Here is an 18,098-nt window from a genome sequence, read left to right on the forward strand (position 1 = left end):
CCCCCCCCCCCCCCACGGCCGGGAACGCGGCACCCCAGAAAGCCCCCCGGACCAGAGCCCTCCCCACCCCACCCGCGTCCGGGACCCCCCCCCCCCCCACCACCCCCCCCCGCCCCCCCCGCGCCCGGGGGCGGGGGGGCCCGAAACGGCCGCCGCCGCCCCGCCGGCCCGTTCGGGTGCGACAACCCGGGCCGGCCGGGTTTGCGGCGGGCGGTCCGGGTAGCCGCCGGGCATGGACGACACCAACCGGCCCGGGGACGGCTGGGACGAGGACGAGGACGGGTACGGCGAACCTGACCTGCCGGAGCTGTGCGACGAGTGCGGCGTGACGATCGAGGACGAGGCGGACGAGCTCTACGCGCTGGTCCCCGACTCCTCGGCGATCAACGACGCCGATCCGCGCGGCGACGGCAAGCGGCTCCTCACCGCCTGCTCGATCGACCACCTGGCGCAGCTGGTGGAGGTCTACCGCCGCCGGCCCTTCCAGCCGGAGGAGCTGTGGGCCGCCAAGGTCTGCCGCGAGCTGGCGCAGACCGACGGGCCGGTCACCCTGGAGGCGCTCGCGGTCGCCTGCGACCTCTCGCCGCAGCAGGCCCAGTCCGGGGTCGACTGGCACAACGCCCGAGCCCGCGAGTGGCGGCACCGCTTCGGTGGCGAGCCGTGAATACCGGCCCCGTCCCGCCGTGTTTTCCCGAGTCGGGGCAGGGCAGGCACCCCATGATGGGAGAGGAGTGCACTGACCGAATCGGACCGGAGGCCGGCATGTCAGCAGAAGGACCCGAGGTGGAGCCGCAGGAGGCAGCGCGGTTGAGCGTGGCCGTGCGGCGATCGGGGGACGCGCGGGTGGTCGCGGTGACGGGGGAGCTGGACCACGACACCGTCGCCCTGCTGGCCGAGGCGCTCGCCGAACCGATGGACGGGCTGGCCCGGGTGGTCATCGACCTCAGCGGTACCGGCTTCTGCGACTCCAGCGGGCTCAACCAGCTGCTGCGCACCCGCCTGGACCTGCAACCTCGGGTGGAGCTGGTGGTGGCGGGCCTGCGCCCGGCGGTCGCCCGGCTGTTCGCGATCACCGGCGCCGACGAGGTGCTGACGGTGACCAAAGATGTCGAGGCGGCGGTGCGCGAGCCCCACTCGCCCGGCCGGACCCCCGGGTGAGGTGTCCGTGATGTCGAGCACCGATCCGCTCACCGCGCCCCGGCCGGACGAGACCAGGAGCCTGGTCCTCGTGCAGAGCCGTGGCGCGGTCCAGCGCTGCCGGGACTTCAGCCGGCAGGCCCTGCTGGACTGGCGCTGGCTGCCGACCGCCGACGAGGAACAGCAGGCGGTGGCCGAGGACGTGCTGCTGATGGTGTCAGAACTGGTCACCAACGCCTGCCTGCACGCCCCGGGCGGCCCGCGCCTGCTCCGGCTGAGCTGGAACGGCGAGCGGCTGCGGGTCACGGTGAGCGACGGGAGCGCCCGGCCGCCCCGGCTGCGGTCACCGGCCGAGCCGGGCAACCCGGGCGGGCACGGCCTGCGCGTGGTCGACCGCCTGGCCCGCTCCTGGGGGGTCGAGCTGGACACCCGCGGCAAGGCGGTCTGGCTGGAGGTGGCCGGCCCCGCCCGCACCACCGAGCCCGGGGCGGCGGTCGACGGCAGCGGGTGGCCGCAGCCGCGTGCCTGACCGCGAGGAGTGCGCCGCCTCACCCGTCCCTGTTGACGCCTCCGCGTCCCCCGTCCGGCCGGTGGCGCCCGGCTGGGCCGGGGGCCGCGACGCCGGTCGCCTGGACGGGTTGACGGGCCGTCGGACGGCACCCGGTCGGACCGGCTGACAACCGGGTAGCCGCGGGAGTACCGTCAGTCACATGAGTCAGCAGCCGATCCCCTGCTACGCGTGCGGCGGTGCCGGGGTCACCACCCAGACCCGGCACACCGTCGTGACCAGGCCGGACGGCAGCCAGGAACCCACCACCGAGACTTTCACCGGGCCCTGCAGCACCTGCCACGGCTCCGGCCGGATCCAGTAGGGAGACCTCGATGCGCCTCGTCTTCCAGTGCACCGTCTGCGGCGTCCTCTACCTCCCGCCGGAGGGCCTGGCCTGGTCCGACGGCCGGGCGGCCAGCCCGCTCTGGTGCAACCGCCACCACGTCGCGGCCGCCGCCCGGGGCATCACCGAGAACCCGGCCGCTGTCGCGCTGGCGCTCGCCGCAGCCCGGCTGCGGACCGGTGTCCCGCAGGCCGAGGAGCAGCCGCCGCGCCCCGACGTGCGCCCCAGCAGGCCGGCCCGGACCCGGCGGGTCAGCCGGGCCGCCACCGGTCGCAGCAAGCTCAAGTAGCCGAGCCGGCTGTGCAGTCGGCGGGGTCGGCCACCGTGACCCGGGGCAGCGCGTCCGGGTGGTTCTCGCACAGGTAGCCGATCAGGTGCTCCCGCAGCTGGCAGCGGAGCTCGAAGGCGTCGGCCCCGTCGGCGGCGGTGGCCAGCGCCCGGACCACGATGGTGCTGGGCGTGGTGTCCACCACCTGCAGGGCGCTGCCCTCGCCGTCCCAGAGCTCGTTCTTGGCCAGATAGGCCTCGAACTCCTCGCGCAGCTGGGCCACCGGGGCGCGGTGGTCGAGGTGGAGCAGCGCCGTGCCGGTGATCCGCTTGGAGCGGCGCGACCAGTTCTCGAACGGGCGGCTGACGAAGTAGGACATCGGCATGATCAGCCGCCGCTGGTCCCAGGTGGCTATGACCACGCAGGTGAGGGTGATCTCCTCGACCGTGCCCCATTCCCCGGCCACCACCACGACGTCGCCGATCCGGGCCAGGTCGCCGAAGGCCATCTGCACCCCGGCGACCAGGTTGGCCAGGGTGCTCTGCGCGGCCACCCCGGCCAGCACGCCGACCAGGCCGGCCGAGGCGAGCAGGCTGGTGCCGACCCCGCGCACGGTGGGAAAGGTCATCAGCATCGCGCCCAGTGCGGCCAGGGCGACCACCAGCTGGCAGATCCGCCCGACCAGGCTGGCCTGGGTGCGGGCCCGCCCGGCCCAGGCCGGGTCGCGGCGGTGCACGGCCAGGTGCAGCGCGCCGTCCACCAGCAGGCCCACCGCGCGGACCCCCAGCCACCCACTGCAGGCCAGGGTCAGCAGCACCAGCAGGTGCTGGATCCCGGCCCGGGCTCCGGGCGGCGCGCCGAGCCACGGCAGCGCCAGCAGCGCCAGTCCGCAACTGAGCAGCGCCCCGAGCGGGCGCTGACACCGGCGCAGGATGCCGGGTAGCCCGCCGGTTCCCCAACGGCCGTGGTGCTGATCAGAGTTCCACCAGCGCATCGCTCTCCCTCCGCCATCCGATCCGCCGAACCTTCCGGCACCGTCTTGCCGCTGCGACCCGATCCAAACACCCCGCTGCCGGGCCGGGACCCCGGTCGGCTCACCGAGGGCGTGTGGGTGGTGGACCACGAGGTCGCGCACGGCATCACGGCGGAGCCGTGCGCGACCTGGTGGCCTATCGGGTGCGGGACGGGCTGATCGACCGGGTGGACTTCTGGGCCGATCCGGCTTACCGCTCCGAACCCAGGGTGTCCAGCTCCCGCCGGGCGGCGGGCGGCAGCAGGTCGTGGAGCGGCGCCAGCAGGCGGTGCAGAGCCGCGCCGTAGCGGGCGGCCAGCTCCGCGTTGTGCGCGAAGACATCGAGCTCGTTGGCGGCCGTGATCGCCAGGAACGCGCGCAACTCCTCAGCCTCTACCCGATGTTCGGACCCGGTGAACCGGTCCAGGAACAGTGGCCGCCCGCTCTCGCCCAGGCGCGGATAGCTGAGGGCCCGGTCGCAGCTCGCGTACAGGTACACCAGTGCCTCGGCACGGTCGCCGATCAGCTCGGCCAGGGTGCCGCGTTCGGTCGTCGGCAGCAGCGCGGCCGGAAAGCCGTCGGTGCCGTAGGCGGCGTGGCACAGCCCGGCCAGGCACACCTCCCGCGGCGCGCCCCAGTCGGCGAGGCGCTCGCGCACCCGGACCAGGTGCTCCAGCAGGGTGCCGCCCGGGTGGGCCAGCTCCGCCGCGCCGTGCGAGCGCAGGAAGTCGAGGGCCGGCCGGTCGTCGGATGCGGGTTCGTCAGGAATGGCGCTCACCTGACGAGTTGTACGCGGGGCGCGGTGCCGGGGGCAACTCCCGCTCACCGCGCGGCAGGCCGGTCACACCGACCGTGACCAGCCAGACCGCGGCCAGCAGGCGCCACAGCGGCTCCACCCGGGTCGCGGCGGGCAGGGCGAGCGAGACCAGTGACAGCAGCAGGAGCGGCGCCACCAGAGTGCCGAAGCGCAGCACCCAGCGCGGCCCGCGCCCGGCGTCCTGCGCGGTCCGCGAGCCGTAGCGGAGCAGCCCGGCCAGCCCCGCCAGGTGCAGCGGGCCGCCCAGCGCCAGGGCCAGCCGGGCCGACGCCACGAGCGTGCCCTCGCCCGCGCCGTGGGCGAGTCCGGCGAGGGCGAGTGAGAGCACGGCCGAGCCGGCGAACGCGGCTGCGGCCAGCCAGCTCGCGTACCTGGCCCGGCGGTCCGCGCCGACGGCCGACGACAACCCCAGTCCGAACCACAGCAACCCGGCCGCAGCGAGGAGTTGGAGCAGCGCGGCGACCACCACCGCGAGGCCGCTCGCACCGTAGTAGACGCGCAGTTCGGCGGCGCCCGCGCCGGGCAGGTAGAGCGAACTGCGGGCCAGCACGGCCCCCGCGACCAGGCTCGCCACGAAGCCCACCACGAAGCCCGGGCCGCCGAGCCGCCAGCCGCGCCGCCCTTCGGTCGCGATCCCCGTCCCCGCCACTGGCCCTGTCCCCATCCCCGTCCCCGTCCCCATCCCCGTCCCCATCCCGTGACTCCTCCTCGCTCGAACCGTCCGCATCAGGACACGCCATCGGCGCGGCCCGGTCGTCCCACGCGCGGAGCAACTGCGGGTACCCCAGGAGAAGTAGGGATCGCGAAGGGTCGGCCGCGACCCTCACGAATGCGTCGCGAGGGCATAACGGCTCGACCACATCCTGACGGCGCCTCAGATGTCCTTGCCAGGCTGATCGCCTCTGCCCCGAGGAACAGTGAAGGCACCCATGAGCAACTTCGATCCCGGCCGCCCCGGTTGGGCCGCGCCGACCCGGTCCCGTCCCCCACGCGCGGGCGGCAAGCCCAAAGCCGGCAAGATAGCCGGGCTCGGCTGCCTGGGCCTGGTGGGCCTGTTGGTACTGTTCGCGGCCGTCGGCGCGCTCGCCGGCGGGAAGCAGGCGGACACCGTGTCCAGCCGGCCGGCGCCGGCCGTTTCCTGGCACTCCACGGCACCCGCCACAGTGCCGGCGCCCACCACGGCACCGGCGGCAGCGCCGGAACCCAGCAGCCCGCCCGCGGCCACCGACGCCCCGCCGCCGGTGGCCACCACGCCGGCGGCGGCGAAGCCGACCGCCGCGGCCAAGCCGGCCGCCCCCGCCAAGCCCGTCACCCCGACCACGCCGGCTGCCCCGGTCGCTCCGACCACGCCGCCCGACCCGGGCGGTGCCGCCTGCCACCCCCTCACCAACGCCGGACACTGCTACCTGCCGGGCGAGTTCTGCCGCGCCACGGACCACGGCGTGACCGGCATCGACGGTCGCGGCAACCCCATCATCTGCCGGGACAACAACAAGTGGCGCTGGGAGCCTGCCTGATCCCCGCCCTGATCCCGCCCTGATCGCTCGGCCGCCCAGCCTCTGACCGGCCGCTGACCCGCCCGACGGCCCCCGGGCGGCTCATGGCCCATGGCCCATGGTCCAGAACTCAGAACTGGCACGGCCCGAAGCGCCCCCAGGCGACCACGACGGCCAGCAGGAGCAGCACCGCGCTCGGCGCGACCTGCTTGGCCTCGCCCCGGCGCAGGTGCACGAGGACCGCTCCGACCATGGTGACCGCGAGCCCGGTGGCGGCCCACGCGACCAGCACGGGGGCGATGTGCAGCGCGGCCGGGAGCACCAGCCCGAGCGCACCCAGCAGTTCCACCGCGCCGATCGCCTTGACGGCGCCCGCCGAGAAGTCCTGCGCCCAGCCCATGCCGGAGGCGACGAGCTTCTCGCGCGGCTGCGACAGCTTCATCGCCCCGGCGCCGAGGAAGGCGAGGGCGAGCACGCTCGCGATGATCCACAGGGTGATGTTCATGGGGAGGACTCCACACGGTAAGTTGAAGGGTCAACTGAATAGTCAGCCGAAAGGTAGGGCCGCTTCCTTGAAGTGTCAAGCAAATCTTCGAGCCGGACGCCCGCGCGCGGTGGGCTAGGGTGGCGGGTATGGACACGGAGGAGCCCCGCTGGCTGGACGATCAGGAACTGGACGCCTGGCTCGCGCTGGCCATCATGTCGGTCCGCCTCAACGCCGCGCTGGACACCCAGTTGCAGCGGGACGCCGCCCTCTCGCACTTCGAGTACCAGGTGCTGGCCGGCCTCTCGATGGCCCCGGACCGGACCTTGCGGATGAGCGATCTGGCCGAGTTCGCCGCCTGCTCGCTCTCCCGCCTCTCGCACACGGCCAAGCGCCTGGAGGCCAAGGGCTGGCTGCACCGCCGCCCGGACCTCGAGGACGGTCGCTGCACCCTGGCCGTGCTCACCGAGCCGGGCTGGGAGAAGGTGGTCGCCACCGCGCCGGGTCACGTCGCCGAAGTCCGCCGCCTGTTCGTGGAGCCGCTGAGCAAGGCGCAGCACAAGCAGCTGACGGAGATCAGCCGCCGGATCAACGCCGCGATCGGCCCGGCCAGGTCCTGTCCCGGTGGCCGGGACTGACGGCGCGTAGACTCCCCGACATGGCCTGCCGCATCACCGAGCTGATCGTCGACTGCGCCGACCCCGAGCGGTTGGCCGCCTTCTGGCGCGAGGTGCTGGGCTTCGTCGAGCTCGACCGCGAGGCCGACGGCAGCATCCAGATCGGCCCGCCGGAGGCCGGCTGGGGCGGCCCGCAACCCACCCTGCTGTTCAGCCCCAGCGCCGACCCGCGAACCGGCAAGCTGCGCCTGCACATCGACGTCAACCCCACCGACCACGACCAGGACGCCGAACTGGCCCGCCTGCTCGCCCTCGGCGCCCGCCCCGCCGACGTCGGCCAGACCGGCACCGAGAGCTGGCAGGTCCTGACCGACCCCGAGGGCAACGAGTTCTGCCTGCTGCGCACCCGGATCGACCCGGTCTGAGCTGCTGAGCAGGGACCCTCCATACCGCCTCAGTGCCACGCGCTCAGTTCGAGGGCCGAGACAGCAGGTGGACAACGCCCACCGAGGTGTCCTCGATGGGCGAGGCGTGGACGGCGCGGACCATCCAGCTCCCGGGCGGCAGAGCGACGGGGGCGTGCTCCGGCAGGTTTCCGCCGTTCGGGTACTCGACGCTGAGCTCGGTCCCGGCTGTCACGGAGTCCATGAGCACCGCGGGACCATCCGTCTCCCAGGTACCGCACTCCTCCCACACGGTGGTGGGGTCGGCAAGCACGGCCTGGGCCGCGGTGAACAGATCGGCCTCGCTGTTGGCGCCCAACCAGCGGACGAAGGCCCGGTGTTCCGGCAGATAGCAGCTGTCGGCAGGCTCGTCCGCCAGGACAAGTCCGTGTGCGCCCTCCTCGCCGACGGCGATCACGCCGGCCGGACCTTCCACCGCGCAGGCGCGGTCGTAGTCGTCCCGAACGTCACCGGTGCCGACGACCATCCCGGACTGGGTACAACCTTGCCAACTGGTCAGGGCGGAAACCGGCACGACGATCAGCGGGCCGCCCATCGACTCGACCCAGGTGGGGGAGGGTTCGCTCAGGTCGGTTGTGGTGGAGAAGAACGTTGTCACCACGGCAGTATCCCTGGGGCCGCTGACCACGAGCCTTCAGGCCTGACAGACCGTCGCAAGATGGCAGAAGCCGGCGTCCAGAGCTCACGGGTGTCGCACCCCCGGCGGACACGTCGTCCCTGAACGAACTCCCCGCCTCACGGTGTTGCTGTGAGGTCCAGACACCAGTCGTTGCTTCGCATGAACCTGCCCGGGGGGAATTCGAAGTCGCACTCCGCAAGGAGCGAGAAGCCGGCCTTGCGACAGATGGCGTTGGATGCCGGGTTGTCGACGGACGGGAAGGCATGAAGGTGGCTGTGCTTCCGCTCCGACCGCGCACTCGCGACGGCCGCCGCTGCGGCGGCGACCGCAATACCTCTGCCCTGGAACGGAGGCAGGACGTTCCAGCCGATCTCATACACGCGTTCACCGTTCCACAGGCGTTCTGCATAGCCGATGGTGCCGACCGCTTCGCGCTCCGTCCCCAGGAGGATGCTGAACATACAGCCAGCACCCGTTGCTACGAAGTTCAGGTACCGCTGGTGACGTGCCAGGACCTGCTCGTCGGTCTCCGGGCCGCCCACATGCTTCTTCATCACCGGGGTGTTCACGCGCCGCAGCAGGGCAAGGTCGCCATCCACCCAGGGCCTGATCCGCACCTCGGGCCCATTCACCTGATCCGGCATCTCGCTCATTGCCCACCCTCAGCAGTCACGTTCGCTCCCCAGCACCTCAGTTCAGTGACCGGAACCTAGCCACTCCGGAGGCCCTTGCGACAGCCGATTACGGGATTTCGCCCTGTCGGAAGCGCGATCGGACGGGCCAACGGGACGTGGATCCCGGACCGCGTCCGTCACGCTGCCCCTGATCGAACCGGCCAGGCCGTGCCCGTCGATCGCGGGCTCCAGGCCGAAATGGGCGGCCTGTCAGCACACGGGAGACGGTACCGAGGCTGACGGAGAGCCAAGAGAATTGAACGCGTTCAATATCTGTGGCAGGCTGACCCCGGACCGATCGGCGTGCAGAGGTGCTTGCGAGGAGCTGCCTCGCGGCCGGCCGGTGCGTGAGGGGGTAGGGCATGCGTCAGGTACCCGGGTCCTCGGTTGTGCCTGGCAGCGGTTCTCCTGGGCGCAGCTGGGCAGTGAAGGACCCCCGGATGCTCGACCGCATCTTCGGCGCGCCGACCAGGTGGGTCGGCTTGCTGGTCCTGGTGGGCAGCTACCTGGCGGTGCTGGCCCTGGTGTTCCCCGTGCGCTCCAGCCAGGCGGAACTCGTCGCGGACCTCCGCTCCCACCGCACGTCGGTGGTCCAGGTGGACACCGACGGCTCGCGGGTGTTCGTCCAGTGGACGACCGCCGTGTTCGTGCACAAGACGGAGACCTATCAGGTCCGCTACGGGGACCCCGGCCTCGCCGGCCCGATCGACGAGTTCGAGCGGGTGGTCGAGCAGCAGGTCGCGGGCAGCGGTACCACCGTCCGGTTCCAGCCCTTCGATCCGGCCTACGGGTTCGGTGGGCTCAGCCTGCTCGTGTCGGTGCTCTATCCGCGCATCCTCGGATGGTCGCCGCTGGGCGTCGGCGCCTGCGCCACCGGACTGCTGATCATCGGCCACCTCCTGCTCGACGACCGGAAGCCGGCGACCGTGCGTGGGACCTGGCTGGGGATCTGTCTGCTGACGGGATTCGGCTTCTTCGCCTATCTCTGGGCGGAGCCGAGCCTGCTGCCTGCCCGCTCGGCCAAGCGTCGCGGAGAGAGCCCAGGCCGAGGCCGGCCGAGCGGTGTGTCCGGCGCGCTGGGGGCGACCGCAGTGACCGTCGCCCTCCTGGTGGCCGGAGGGATCGCCTTCGTCCAACTGGTCCATGCGGCTTCGCGCTGACTGCACACTGCGCCGTAGTCGAGCGCTGTAGTTGAGCGCGGCAGCCGCGCCCCGCAGCCGAGCGCGGCGCCGGGCGGGCCCTCAGGGCCCTCCCGGCCGCCTGCTACGCCCGCTCGCGTTCCTCATCCTGGCGCTGCGTCAGGAAAAGGGCCAGGCACTCCGTCACCAGTTGGTGGTCCGCCAGCTGCGGCAGGCCGGAGACCGTGACGGTGCCGACCGGGCCGGTGCCGTGGACCAGCAGCGGGAACGAACCGCCGTGGGCGGCGTAGCGGGACGGGTCGAGGGCGAAAGGGCGGCCCCACTGACGGTGGCGCTCGCCGACCAGGTAGGAGGCTTCGCCGAAGCGGCGGACCACGGCGGCCTTGCGGCGGATCCAGTCGTCGTTGTCCGCGCTGGTGCCGGGCAGGGCCGCGTGGAACACCTGCTGCTCGCCGTGGTGCAGGTCGACGGTGACCGCGAGGCCCCGTTCCCGGGCCAGCTCGACGATCAGCGTGCCGAGCCGCCAGGCGTCATCCAGGTCGAAGGAGGGGAAGCGGAGGTCGCGGTGCTGCTGCTCCAGCTCCGCGACGGTCGGGGGCGGTGCGCTCGGGGTCGTAGCGCCGGCAGTCGCAGCGCTCGGGGTCGTAGCGCTCGGGGTCGGAGCGCCCGTGCCTCCTGCGCCATCAGTCGCGGCGCCCGCGCTCACAGCGCCACCGCCTGCCCGGTCCGGGCGGACTGCTGCGCCGCCTCCAGGACTCGCAGCGCCGCGACCGCCTCGCGCGGGTCGACCGGCGCGGGCCCCCGGCCGCGCAGGGCGGCGGCGATGCCCGCGTAGTACTCCTGGTAGGCACCCGGCAGCGTGGCGACCGGCTGCTCGGCGTCCCCGGAGTGCAGGCTGCCCCAGTGCTCGCGGGCGGTGATGCCCCAGTCGGGGTCGGCGGGGGTGCGGCCGGTCCGCAGCGCGTCCTCCTGGCCGTCCAGACCGTGGCAGACGTACGCGCCGGTCGAGCCCAGCACCCGGAAGCGCGGGCCGAGTTCACCGGCGGTCGCGCTCATCCACAGGTGCGAGCGGGTGCCGTCGGCGTGGCTGAGGGCGACGAAGCTGTCGTCGTCGCTCTGGGCGCCGGCCCGCCGGGCGTCCAGTTCGGCGTAGACCCGCACGGCCGGGCCGAACAGGGTGAGCGCCTGGTCGACCAGGTGCGCCCCGAGGTCGTAGAGCAGTCCGCCCACCTCGGCCGGATCGCCCGACTCGCGCCAGCCGCCTTTGAGTTCGGGGCGCCAGCGCTCGAACCGGGACTCGAAGCGGTGCACCGTGCCGAGGCGGCCGGAGCGGACCAGCTCCTGGACGGTGCGGAAGTCGCCGTCCCAGCGGCGGTTCTGGAACACGCTGAGCAGCAGCCCGCGCTCCTGCGCCTGTCGGACCAACTGCTCGCCCTCGGCGGCGGTGGCGGTGAGCGGCTTGTCCACGACCACCGGCAGGCCCGCGGTGAGGGCGGCGGTGGCGAGCGGGAGGTGGCTGCGGTTGGGGGAGGCGACCACGACCAGGTCGAGCTGGGGAGCCGCCGCCCACAGCTCCTGCGGGTCGGCGAGGACGGTGGTGTCCGGGTGCTCTCGGCGGGCCTGGGCCTGGCGCTCGGGGTGGCCGGTCACCACCGCGGCCAGGCGCAGGCCCGCGGTGGTGGCGATCAGGGGTGCGTGGAAGACCGAGCCGGCCAGGCCGTAGCCGATCAGGCCGACGTTCAGTTGCTGGGAGTCCTGGAAGTCCATGGATCCAGTTAAGCAACAGCGTAGATTAACTGGCAAGCTCCGGCATAATCAGGGGATGACGACCGACGCCGCCGACTCCGCGCTCAACCTCAGCCTGGTCCGGGACCGCAACGACGCCACCGTGCTGCGGGCCGTGCGCGGGTGCGGGGCCGAGGGGGTCAGCCGGGTGCAGCTCGCGGCGCACACCGGGCTGACGGCGCAGGCGATCAGCAAGATCACCGGGCGGCTGCTGGCGGACGGCCTGCTCACCGAGGCCGGCCGGGTCGGCGGCGGTCCTGGCAAGCCGCGCACGCTACTCACCCTGGTTCCCGACGCGCGCTGCGCGCTGGGCGCCCAGCTCGGGCGGGACGGCCTGCGGGTGCTGCGGGTGGACCTGGCCGGCTCCGTCACCGGCTCCCGGCGGGAGGCGGTGGACCTGCGTGGCGAGCCGGGCCCGGTGCTGGACCGACTGGCCGAGCTGGTCGGCGAGTTGACGGCGGACGTGGCCGCCGACCGGGTGCTCGGGGTCGGCCTCGCCTGCCCCGGGCCGCTGGACACCCGCAGCGGAGTGCTGCACGAGGTCACCGGGCTGCCCGGGTGGCGCGGGGTACGGGTCGGCGCGGAACTGGCGGCCCGGGTCGGGCTGCCGGTGCTGGTGGAGAAGGACACCACGGCCGGGGTGCTGGGCCGACTGGGTGCCGAGAACCGGGCGTTCGTCTACCTGGGCGACGGGGTCGGGGCGGGGCTGGTGCTCGGCGGCCGGGTGCAGCGCGGTGCGCGGACCAACGCGGGGGAGTTCGGCCACCAGTGCGTGGAGCTGGCCGGGCCGCCGTGCGCGTGCGGGGCGCGAGGCTGCCTGGAGGCGGTCTGCCTGGCCGCACTGCGCGAGGGCCGGCCCGACCGGGCGGCCCGGGTGCTGGGCGTGGGCGTGGCCAACCTGGTCCGGCTGCTCGACCTGGAGGAGGTCGTGCTGGGCGGCGACGTGCTGCTGGGCGCGCCGGACCGGTTCGAGGCGGCGATCCGTGCCGAACTCGCGGACCGGCTGCCGGACCCGGCCTGGCAGTCCGTCACCCTCACCCGGGCCCCGTGGGCGGCGATCCCGCTGGGCGCGGCGGGCGTGGTGCTGGCCGGGGTCTTCGGCTGACGGCTCCTCAGCCGCTCGGGCGCACGTCACCCCGCCGGACGACCCGGCGCGACCCGCCACCCGGCTGGTCCCGGCTGGTCCCAGCTGGGTGCCGGCCGGTTCGGGAGGAAACCCGCTGGCCAGGGGCCCGGGGGAGTGGGTATCGTCCAGGCTTCCAGCAGCCGCGCCGGTGGCCTGCGACGTGCAGCGAGAGCGATCCCCGATGACCAGCAGCCGACCGACGACGACCCTGTGGCGCCCGACCGGCCCCGAGGAGCTGGCGCTGGTACGGGAGTCCGGTTGGCGCGCCTGGCCGCCGCGGCTGCCGGAGCAGCCGATCTTCTACCCGGTGCTCAACGAGGACTACGCGATCCGGATCGCCCGGGACTGGAACGTCCCGCACAGCGGCGTCGGGTACGTGACCCGGTTCGAGGTGGAGACCGAGTTCCTGCGCCGCTACCCCGTCCAGCAGGCGGGCGGTCGGACCATCCTGGAGCTGTGGGTCCCGGCGGAGGAGCTCGACGAGTTCAACGCGCACCTGGTCGGCACGATCGAGGTGGTGCACGAGTTCCGGCCCGCGCCGACGGCTCAGTCGGAGTAAGCGGGGCCGGGCCCGCGCCGGCGGGCCGACCCGCGTCCGCGGCGCGGCGTGGTCCTGACGGACCGTCGCGCACGGCCTGACGGACCGTCGCCCACGGCCTGACGGGCCATCGCCCACGGTCTGACCAGCCCAGCGCTCCGGATGCCGGGGTGCCGCGGGCCGCCTAGCGTGGCAAGGGGTTGCCGCGTGAAGGAGACGACATGGACCGCTATCCGCCGATCGCCGACCACGGCCCGATCGGGGACCTGCAGACCACCGCGCCGGTCGCGGCCGGCGGAGTGCTGGACCGGTTCCGCACCCCGCGGCGCGGCTCGCCGACCCACCCGGTGCTGGTCGACGCGGTGCCGGTGCCGGTGCCAGCACCGCCCGCCGGGCTCGTCCGGGCCGAAGCCGAGCGGTAGGCGGGAGCCCGGGATGACGCCCAGCTACGAGCTCACCTTCGAGGGGGAGGACGGCCACCGCGACGTGGTGGTCGTGCACCCCACCGAGGCGATCGGCCCGCACGGCGCCCGGGTCTACCGGGACGTCACCGAGATCATCCAGGTGGAGATCGACGAGCACGGTGAGATGGTGATGCTGCCGACCAGCTTCCACCAGCACCCGCGCCACCCGACGGCGAGCCGACGGCTGGACGACGACTCCGGGTGAGCCATCGCGTGGGCCGTGCGGGTGATAGGTCGGATTGTCGGCTACGTCCACGCGGCCCATGGGACCCACCCGGGTGAGGCTGTGTCCATGGCGTCCGAGCAGGCAACTCCCCCGAACGCGGGCCCTCCGGAGCGGTCGGTGTCCGACCCGACGACCGCGTCCGACCCGACGACCGCGTCCGACCCGACGACCGCGTCCGACCCGACGACCGTGTCCGAGCCGCCGACGGTGTCCGACCCGGCGCCTGCGGGCGGAGCCGAGGCCCCGGGGGCGGTGCAGCTCAAGGCGATGCTGCGCAGCCCCGGCTACCTGAAGCTGCTGCTGCTCGCCGCGCTGATCGGCGTCCCGGTCTCGCTGGTGGCGTTCGGGTTCCTCAGCCTGGAGCACGAACTGCAGCACTGGGTCTGGGAGTCGCTGCCGGACCGGCTCGGCTTCGCCCGCGCTCCGTGGTGGTGGCCGCTGCCGACCCTGGCGCTGGCCGGGGTACTGGTCGCCCCGGTGCTCAGGTGGATGACCGGCCACGGCGGCCACCTGCCGGTGAAGGGCCTGGGCGGTCCGCCGCAGCCGCCCAAGGCGCTGCCCTCGGTCGTGCTGGCCGCACTGATCGCGTTGCCGCTCGGCACCTCGCTCGGTCCGGAGGTACCGCTGATGGCGATCGGCAGTGGGCTCGCCCTGATGGCCGCCGCCCGCGCGCAGCGCGAGGATCGGCCCAAGGCGGCGGCCATCGTCGGCACGGCCGGCTCGACCGCGGCGATCGCCACCGTCTTCGGCAATCCGGTGGTCGGCTGCGTGATGGTGCTGGAGGCAGCCGGGCTGGGCGGCCCGCAACTGCTGCTGCTGGTACTGCCGTGCCTGGTGGCGAGCGGGGTGGGCGCGCTGGTCTTCACCGGCTTCGGGCACTGGACCGGCCTGGGTATCGGCGCGCTCGCGCTGCCCAGCCTGCCCCCCAGCGGCACCCCCGACGCCGGCGAGTTCCTGTGGGCGGTGCCGATCGCGGCGCTGATCGCGGCGGTGGTGGTCGGCGCGCAGTCGCTGGGCTGGAGCACCGCGGCGTTCACCAGGCAGTACACCCCTTCCCGGACGGTGGTCTGCGCGGTGCTGGTCGGCGTCTGCACCGCGGCCTACGCGCTGTTCACCGGCCGCTCGCCGGAGGAGGCCGCGCTGTCCGGGCAGGTGATGCTCGGTCAGCTGGCCGCCGATCCGCACGCCTGGGGTGTCGGCGCGCTGGCGCTGCTGGTCCTGTGCAAGGGCCTGGCCCTGGGCGTCAGCCTGGGCTCGCTGCGCGGCGGCCCGATCTTCCCGGTCGTGCTGATCGGCGCCGCCGTCGGCATCGCCTGCTCGGGCCTGCCGGGCCTTGGCACCGCGGCCGGCCTCTCGATCGGCCTGGCCGCCTCCGGCGCCGCCATCACCGGCCTGCCCGTCACCGCCACCCTGCTGGCCGTCCTGCTGGTCGGCGACAACGCCCCGAACGCGGCCCCGCTGATGATCGTCTCCACCGCTGTCAGCTTCCTGGTCGCCACCCTGCTCAAGCGCAGGGCCCCGGCCCTCTGAGCCGGGGCGGCAGCCGAAGGCAGGTACGGACGGGGCGGGCCTCTTGACGCCCCGTCACGGGCGGAACTACCTTTCACCCTCGTTAGGAAAGTTTCTTAACGTAGTGCACCGTCCCGTGCCCCTCCCCCCACGTCCTTCCAGGAAGGATTCCCCGTGAGGCACCACCTGCGCACCGCCCTCGCCGCCGCGACCTCCACCCTCACCGCGGCCGCCGCCGTCCTCGGCCTCTCGGCCGCCCCCGCGCACGCCGCCACCGCGCTGCCGGCCCACGTCTACGCCCCGTACTTCGAGGCGTGGAACGGCCAGGACCCCGCCGCGCTGGCCAAGCAGGCCGGCGTCAAGTACCTGTCCATGGCGTTCCTGCAGACCGCCGAGACCGGCTCCTGCACCGCCTACTGGAACGGCGACAGCTCCCAGCCGATCGCCGCCGCCACCTTCGGCTCCTCGATCAAGTCGATCCAGGCGGCCGGCGGCGACGTGATCCCGTCCTTCGGCGGCTACACCGCGGACACCACCAAGACCGACATCGCCGACAGCTGCACCAGCGTCAGCTCGATCGCCGCCGTGTACGAGAAGCTGGTCACCACCTACAACGTGCACCGCATCGACCTCGACGTGGAGCAGGACTCGCTGACCAACTCCGCGGGCATCGACCGCCGCAACAAGGCGATCGCCCAGGTCGAGTCGTGGGCCGCGGCCAACGGCCGCACCGTGCAGTTCTCCTACACCCTGCCGACCAACACCGACGGCCTCGACTCCGGCGGCCGCGCGGTGCTGGCCAACGCGGTGGCCAACAAGGCCCGGATCGACGTGGTCAACATCATGACCTTCGACTACTACACCGGCGCGACCATCGAGATGGCCAAGGCCACCGAGACCGCCGGCCAGGGCCTGGAGAACTACCTCGCCTCGCTCTACCCCGGCAAGAGCGCCACCCAGCTGTGGGCGATGGTCGGCGTCACCGAGATGCAGGGCATCGACGACTACGGCAAGGCGGAGACCTTCACCACCGCGGACGCGGCCACCGTGCTCAACTGGGCCAAGAGCAAGGGCATCAACGAGCTCTCGGTGTGGGCCCTGCAACGCGACAACGGCGGCTGCGTGGGCACGGCGGGCTCCGACAGTTGCTCCGGGATCGGCCAGAGCTCCTGGTACTTCAGCCACGCCTTCGAACCCTTCACCGGCTGAGCGAGCAGAGCCGAGTACGACCGGGCCCGCCGTCCGCGAGGGCGGTGGGCCCGGTCGTACTCGGCTGCGGCAGTGCGCGCACTTCTCGACATGCCACTTCCCGAGGAGAAGTAGCGGACGACGACAGCGAATCCACCCCCGGGGGTAGCGTCCTGCAGGTGGACGGAGGGTCGGCGAACGGCCCCCCGTAGGACGGCTTCCAAGGAGACGACAGATGTCCGCAGAGACGATGCGCGCGGTGGTCCAGGACGGGTTCGGCGGTCCGGAGGTGCTGCGCGTCGAGCAGGTGGAGCGGCCGGCGCCGCTGCCGACCGAGGTGCGGGTGCGGGTGCACGCGGCGGGGGTCAACCCGGTGGACTGGAAGACCCGGCGCGGGGCCGGCATGGCGGGCGTGCTGGGCGAGCCGCCGTTCACGCTCGGCTGGGACGTGTCGGGCGTGGTGGAGCAGGTCGGCTTCGGGACCACCCTCTACCAGGTGGGCGATGAAGTGTACGGCTTCCCGTGGTTCCCGCGCCCGGCGGGCGGCTACGCCGAGTACGTGACGGCGCCGGCCCGCCAGTTCGCCCGTAAGCCCGCCACCCTTGACCACGTGCACGCCGCCGCCGTGCCGCTGGCGGCGCTGACCGCCTGGCAGGCACTGGTCGACACGGCCCACCTGACGGCCGGTCAGCGGGTCCTGATCACGGCCGCCGCCGGCGGGGTCGGCCACTTCGCGGTCCAGCTCGCCCGGCACCTGGGCGCTCAGGTGATCGGCACCGCGAGCGCGGGCCGCCACCCCTGGCTGCGCGAGCTCGGCGCCGACGAGGTGATCGACTACACCTCCACCCGCTTCGAGGATGCCGTCAAGGACGTCGACGTGGTGCTCGACCTGGTCGGCGACGTGCTCGACAACACCAGCACCCGGGCGCTGAAGACGCTGCGCCCCGGCGGCCTGCTGATCGCGGTCCCGTCCGGCGTCTCCCCGGACCTGGTCACCGCGGGCGCGGCGGCCGGCCTGCGGGTCAGCCCGTTCCTGGTCGAGCCGGACGGCGCCGGTCTGACCACGATCGCCGCCCTGATCGACGCGGGCGAGGTCGCGGTGGAGGTGGCCGAGACCTTCCCCCTGGAACAGGCCGGCGCCGCCCACGCCCTCGGCGAGACCGGGCGGACGCGAGGCAAGATCGTCCTGTCGGTCACCGACTGAGCATGGCCGGGGACGGCCCACGACAAGAGCGGCGGCTGTGCTCGCCCGCGTCCTCGGCTGACGCCTGGTCACGGGGCGCGGCTGGAGCGGTTCGGGTGCGGATCGGCCTCTAGGATCTGCGGCATGTTGCGTCCTGAAAGCTGGTCCAGGCTCGCGGGTGTGAGTCCCGTCCGGGTAGACACCGGAGTGCCCGGTAGCAGGTCCCGGTTCGTCGTGGAGACGCGGCGGGCTGAGCGGGATGTCGAGAGCCTCGTCGGAGGGAGCAAGCACGCGGGCCGTAGCATCAAGCGAACCCTGCAGCCTCGTCAGATCAACAGTGGAGAAGCCGAGCCCGTCATGCCGGGGCGAAGGCCATGTCCTGGGGGCCCTGTTCCGGGGTCAGCCTCCGGGGTTCTCCCGGGGTACGGGGGGCGGCACGTGTGCACAGTCTGGGCCGGA

At 73.4% G+C, this 18,098-nt stretch carries 23 protein-coding genes and 1 pseudogene; 16 read left to right on the forward strand and 8 right to left on the reverse strand.

The genetic code is table 11. From position 1 onward, the window contains the following. The first annotated feature begins 232 nt into the window (after positions 1 to 232). The 5 genes from C7C46_RS28265 (at position 233) to C7C46_RS28280 (ending at position 2,319) form a co-directional block, all read left to right on the forward strand. Entirely contained in the window at positions 233 to 664 is a 432-nt protein-coding gene (locus C7C46_RS28265; protein WP_110672769.1) for a hypothetical protein, read from the forward strand. A 98-nt stretch (positions 665 to 762) separates the two neighbouring features. Continuing rightward, positions 763 to 1,158 carry an STAS domain-containing protein gene (locus tag C7C46_RS28270; protein WP_245985082.1) on the forward strand — a complete coding sequence of 132 codons (396 nt, stop codon included), beginning with the start codon at positions 763 to 765 and terminating at the stop codon, positions 1,156 to 1,158. A gap of 10 nt (positions 1,159 to 1,168) precedes the next feature. Next, positions 1,169 to 1,666, forward strand: coding sequence for an ATP-binding protein (locus tag C7C46_RS28275; protein WP_110672770.1), 498 nt, complete (start codon positions 1,169 to 1,171; stop codon positions 1,664 to 1,666). A 181-nt stretch (positions 1,667 to 1,847) separates the two neighbouring features. Beyond that, positions 1,848 to 2,009, forward strand: coding sequence for a hypothetical protein (locus C7C46_RS35395; protein WP_181442582.1), 162 nt, complete (start codon positions 1,848 to 1,850; stop codon positions 2,007 to 2,009). A 10-nt stretch (positions 2,010 to 2,019) separates the two neighbouring features. Further along, a complete protein-coding gene (locus tag C7C46_RS28280) occupies positions 2,020 to 2,319 on the forward strand; it encodes a hypothetical protein (protein WP_110672771.1) in 300 nt (99 codons plus the stop codon). Here the strand turns inward: C7C46_RS28280 and C7C46_RS28285 are convergent. The 3 genes from C7C46_RS28285 to C7C46_RS28295 form a co-directional block, all read right to left on the reverse strand. Further along, complete coding sequence (locus C7C46_RS28285) at positions 2,312 to 3,292, reverse strand: mechanosensitive ion channel family protein (RefSeq protein ID WP_110672772.1); 981 nt, start codon at positions 3,290 to 3,292, stop codon at positions 2,312 to 2,314. The two genes, C7C46_RS28280 and C7C46_RS28285, sit on opposite strands and share 8 nt — an antisense overlap. Before the next feature lie 229 nt (positions 3,293 to 3,521). Beyond that, on the reverse strand, positions 3,522 to 4,088 hold the full coding sequence (locus C7C46_RS28290; RefSeq protein WP_110672773.1) for a DUF6817 domain-containing protein: 567 nt from the start codon (positions 4,086 to 4,088) through the stop codon (positions 3,522 to 3,524). Then, the gene (locus C7C46_RS28295; protein ID WP_110672774.1) at positions 4,072 to 4,776 is read right to left on the reverse strand and encodes a hypothetical protein; all 705 of its coding nucleotides are present in this window, start codon (positions 4,774 to 4,776) and stop codon (positions 4,072 to 4,074) included. Before C7C46_RS28295 ends, C7C46_RS28290 begins: the two co-directional genes overlap by 17 nt. Before the next feature lie 280 nt (positions 4,777 to 5,056). Between C7C46_RS28295 and C7C46_RS28300 the strand changes: the two genes are divergently transcribed. Continuing rightward, complete coding sequence (locus C7C46_RS28300) at positions 5,057 to 5,644, forward strand: hypothetical protein (RefSeq protein ID WP_110672775.1); 588 nt, start codon at positions 5,057 to 5,059, stop codon at positions 5,642 to 5,644. Positions 5,645 to 5,753: 109 nt separating this feature from the next. On the opposite strand, the gene C7C46_RS28305 is transcribed toward C7C46_RS28300, so the two are convergent. Next, positions 5,754 to 6,128, reverse strand: a complete 375-nt coding sequence (locus C7C46_RS28305; RefSeq protein ID WP_110672776.1) for a DoxX family protein — start codon at positions 6,126 to 6,128, stop codon at positions 5,754 to 5,756. Positions 6,129 to 6,256: 128 nt separating this feature from the next. Between C7C46_RS28305 and C7C46_RS28310 the strand changes: the two genes are divergently transcribed. After that, complete coding sequence (locus tag C7C46_RS28310) at positions 6,257 to 6,745, forward strand: MarR family winged helix-turn-helix transcriptional regulator (protein WP_110672777.1); 489 nt, start codon at positions 6,257 to 6,259, stop codon at positions 6,743 to 6,745. Positions 6,746 to 6,765: 20 nt separating this feature from the next. After that, on the forward strand, positions 6,766 to 7,149 hold the full coding sequence (locus tag C7C46_RS28315) for a VOC family protein (RefSeq protein WP_110672778.1): 384 nt from the start codon (positions 6,766 to 6,768) through the stop codon (positions 7,147 to 7,149). Between the two features lie 43 nt (positions 7,150 to 7,192). Here C7C46_RS28315 and C7C46_RS28320 read toward each other — a convergent pair whose 3' ends face one another. Together C7C46_RS28320 and C7C46_RS28325 are read right to left on the reverse strand one after the other, a co-directional pair. Next, positions 7,193 to 7,816 (reverse strand): Imm21 family immunity protein, encoded by a 624-nt coding sequence (locus C7C46_RS28320; protein ID WP_342775442.1) that lies wholly within the window; start codon positions 7,814 to 7,816, stop codon positions 7,193 to 7,195. A gap of 107 nt (positions 7,817 to 7,923) precedes the next feature. Next, a complete protein-coding gene (locus C7C46_RS28325) occupies positions 7,924 to 8,451 on the reverse strand; it encodes a GNAT family N-acetyltransferase (protein ID WP_181442584.1) in 528 nt (175 codons plus the stop codon). A gap of 470 nt (positions 8,452 to 8,921) precedes the next feature. Between C7C46_RS28325 and C7C46_RS28330 the strand changes: the two genes are divergently transcribed. Continuing rightward, complete coding sequence (locus C7C46_RS28330) at positions 8,922 to 9,641, forward strand: hypothetical protein (protein ID WP_110672779.1); 720 nt, start codon at positions 8,922 to 8,924, stop codon at positions 9,639 to 9,641. Between the two features lie 103 nt (positions 9,642 to 9,744). Here C7C46_RS28330 and C7C46_RS28335 read toward each other — a convergent pair whose 3' ends face one another. Beyond that, positions 9,745 to 10,200: a heme-degrading domain-containing protein gene (locus C7C46_RS28335; protein WP_245985096.1), complete on the reverse strand. Its 456-nt coding sequence runs from the start codon at positions 10,198 to 10,200 to the stop codon at positions 9,745 to 9,747. Between the two features lie 122 nt (positions 10,201 to 10,322). Continuing rightward, a complete protein-coding gene (locus C7C46_RS28340) occupies positions 10,323 to 11,387 on the reverse strand; it encodes a Gfo/Idh/MocA family oxidoreductase (protein ID WP_110672781.1) in 1,065 nt (354 codons plus the stop codon). A 55-nt stretch (positions 11,388 to 11,442) separates the two neighbouring features. On the opposite strand from C7C46_RS28340, the gene C7C46_RS28345 reads away from it, so the two are divergent. The 7 genes and pseudogenes from C7C46_RS28345 (at position 11,443) to C7C46_RS28380 (ending at position 17,660) form a co-directional block, all read left to right on the forward strand. Continuing rightward, on the forward strand, positions 11,443 to 12,510 hold the full coding sequence (locus C7C46_RS28345; RefSeq protein ID WP_110672782.1) for an ROK family transcriptional regulator: 1,068 nt from the start codon (positions 11,443 to 11,445) through the stop codon (positions 12,508 to 12,510). A gap of 202 nt (positions 12,511 to 12,712) precedes the next feature. After that, positions 12,713 to 13,090 (forward strand): hypothetical protein, encoded by a 378-nt coding sequence (locus C7C46_RS28350; RefSeq protein WP_110672783.1) that lies wholly within the window; start codon positions 12,713 to 12,715, stop codon positions 13,088 to 13,090. Positions 13,091 to 13,290: 200 nt separating this feature from the next. Further along, entirely contained in the window at positions 13,291 to 13,491 is a 201-nt protein-coding gene (locus tag C7C46_RS28355) for a hypothetical protein (protein ID WP_110672784.1), read from the forward strand. A gap of 13 nt (positions 13,492 to 13,504) precedes the next feature. Beyond that, positions 13,505 to 13,738: a DUF6296 family protein gene (locus C7C46_RS28360; RefSeq protein WP_110672785.1), complete on the forward strand. Its 234-nt coding sequence runs from the start codon at positions 13,505 to 13,507 to the stop codon at positions 13,736 to 13,738. A gap of 138 nt (positions 13,739 to 13,876) precedes the next feature. Continuing rightward, positions 13,877 to 15,289 carry a chloride channel protein gene (locus C7C46_RS28370; protein ID WP_245985083.1) on the forward strand — a complete coding sequence of 471 codons (1,413 nt, stop codon included), beginning with the start codon at positions 13,877 to 13,879 and terminating at the stop codon, positions 15,287 to 15,289. A 165-nt stretch (positions 15,290 to 15,454) separates the two neighbouring features. After that, a pseudogene (locus C7C46_RS28375) lies at positions 15,455 to 16,474 on the forward strand (chitinase); the annotation flags it as partial. 217 nt (positions 16,475 to 16,691) lie between these two features. Beyond that, positions 16,692 to 17,660, forward strand: a complete 969-nt coding sequence (locus tag C7C46_RS28380; protein ID WP_110672788.1) for an NADP-dependent oxidoreductase — start codon at positions 16,692 to 16,694, stop codon at positions 17,658 to 17,660. Positions 17,661 to 18,098 lie beyond the last annotated feature (438 nt).

It is taken from the genome of Streptomyces tateyamensis, assembly GCF_003205575.1.
GTDB lineage: Bacteria > Actinomycetota > Actinomycetes > Streptomycetales > Streptomycetaceae > Kitasatospora > Kitasatospora tateyamensis.